This window comes from Chamaesiphon sp. VAR_48_metabat_403, assembly GCF_031422475.1.
Classification (GTDB): Bacteria; Cyanobacteriota; Cyanobacteriia; order Cyanobacteriales; family Chamaesiphonaceae; genus Chamaesiphon.
The window spans coordinates 1-2006 of record NZ_JANPLS010000438.1; the positions used below are offsets into that span (position 1 = coordinate 1).

Below are 2006 nucleotides of genomic sequence, written 5' to 3' on the forward strand. Positions count from 1 at the left end.
CCTCAATTAAGCCCTGACGCACCAATCCAGAACAATCGATGCCCAACCGATTTTCGCCACCCCAGACATAAGCTGTACCAGTATAAGTCTGCAACGATGCGATATATGCCGATCGCAATGCCTCAACATCGATCGGACGACCCGGTAATAATAGAAAAACTGCGATAATTATCGCACTGGCGATCGCACCAATTCTCATCGCGACTCGTCGCCACCATAAATATATAACCCCCAACCAGATCGCCGCAATTAGGAGCGCGATCGTCAGTCGCATTACACTATAACTAATCGGCTGAATTGTTAGTACTATTAATAGAAACAACGCCAGACACCATAATAAATAAATCTGGCGGCGGCTGATGGCGATCGATTTCATCCTGGCTTGGGGTGAGATAATATTCTCAACGTGCCCGGTTTTTGCTGCGATTCGATCGTTTTATCCTTTCCAATCTCGCTCTAATTTTCAGTATATACTTGAATATATATATCGATCGGAAAATTAGAATATTAATATTTTTAGGCGGACTTTGCATCACTAGCCACGATTGTGTCTTGAACGAAGCAAATATCATTAACTCGAATTCACGTTTTTTTACGATTCAAATATCTTGACAAAGTTGTTGTGGTAGTCGCTTAATTACGCGCTGAAATGGTGTGAAATCTTTTAATCCATGACAGAGAATTAAGGCTCCCTGAATGGTGATAACCGCATCTTCACCGCGCTGTATGGCGGCGATCTCATTAGCTCCTGCGGTAATGAGTACGTTGGCAATGGCTTCGATCCACCGCGAAAATGCACGATTAATTTGGGAATCAAATAAGTTTTTGCTAGATTGTTCTAAGAGCAAAACTGCCCACAAACAATCATTTTCTCCCTTATTAAAAAACAGGCTTACTTCTTGACACATTAGCTCGAATGCTTCGATCGGTTTTACCTTGCTACTCAGAATCGGTAAAATACTCGTCTCTAGCCACAAATCGACCTCTGCTAGAGCTGCTGCTGCCATTTCAGCTTTGCCCCCAGGAAAATGATGATAGAGACTGGCTTTGCCCAATCCAGTAGCCTGAGAGATTTTTGCCAGTGTCACACCCTCGTAGCCAAATTGCCGAAATAGTCTGAGTAAAGTCGGGATGTAGGTTTGTTTGGCAGCAATTCGACCCATGAGAGACTACGCTGACGCGCTAATGCATTGTATTGACAATTATATCGAACGAACGGTACAGTATTTTAGACCGAACGAACGGTACAATATTGTAAAATTAGCCAAAGCGCACGAACGAGCCACTATGATAAAACTCTACGGTCATGAAATATCTGGCAATAGCTACAAAGCCCAATTGCTGTTGTCGCTGCTAAACCTTGAATATGAGTGGATTAAAATTGATTTGCTCAAAGGCGAACAAAAATCGCCAGAGTACCTGGCAATGAATCCCTTCGGGCAAGTGCCACTGCTGATAGATGGCGAAACGCAAGTTGCTGATGCTCAAGCAATTCTGGTGTATCTGGCGCGACAGTATGGTGGAGATCGGTGGTTACCATTAGATGCAATCCCGCTCAGTCAGGTAGTCCGCTGGTTATCGACAACGGCAGGAGAAGTCCGCCAGGGCGTAGAAAATGCGCGTCTTTACCATTTATTTGGGGCAGCAACCAACATCAATATCGATCGAGCAACCCAAAAATCGGCATTTATCCTTACTCAATTAAACCAGCATTTAAGTACGCATACTTGGTTAGAATTCGATCGTCCGACGATTGCTGATATCGCCGTTTTCCCTTACGTTGCCTTGGCGCGAGATGGGAAAATCGATCTCGATCCTTATCCTCATGTATTGGCATGGATCGATCGCATCAAACAACTTCCAGGATATATACCAATGGCTGGGGTGTAGCTGAATTAGCAGCAGATCTTTAATCGGACAAGCAAAATGGTAAATTCAGCCTCAGCTAACAGTTCGCCGTTTCATGCAGGCGAATTGGCAATCCAATCCAGATTGGGCGTACAGGA

Annotated in this window: 3 protein-coding genes; 1 reads left to right on the plus strand and 2 read right to left on the minus strand. The window is 44.3% G+C overall.

Annotated features, from left to right (window positions below):
* Window positions 1–376, minus strand: a 376-nt coding sequence (locus tag RMO79_RS21015) for an NlpC/P60 family protein (RefSeq protein ID WP_310485219.1), incomplete at its 3' end; no start/stop codon positions are given.
* A gap of 223 nt (window positions 377–599) precedes the next feature.
* A complete protein-coding gene (locus RMO79_RS21020) occupies window positions 600–1163 on the minus strand; it encodes a helix-turn-helix domain-containing protein (RefSeq protein WP_310485220.1) in 564 nt (187 codons plus the stop codon).
* A gap of 124 nt (window positions 1164–1287) precedes the next feature.
* On the opposite strand from RMO79_RS21020, the gene RMO79_RS21025 reads away from it, so the two are divergent.
* Window positions 1288–1890 carry a glutathione S-transferase family protein gene (locus tag RMO79_RS21025; RefSeq protein ID WP_396136648.1) on the plus strand — a complete coding sequence of 201 codons (603 nt, stop codon included), beginning with the start codon at window positions 1288–1290 and terminating at the stop codon, window positions 1888–1890.
* Window positions 1891–2006 lie beyond the last annotated feature (116 nt).

Excerpts from the sequence above, each read along its gene's own strand:
- RMO79_RS21025 (WP_396136648.1), top strand. The coding sequence starts at position 1,288 with ATGATAAAACTCTACGGTCATGAAATATCTGGCAATAGCTACAAAGCC.
- RMO79_RS21020 (WP_310485220.1), bottom strand. The coding sequence starts at position 1,163 with ATGGGTCGAATTGCTGCCAAACAAACCTACATCCCGACTTTACTCAGA.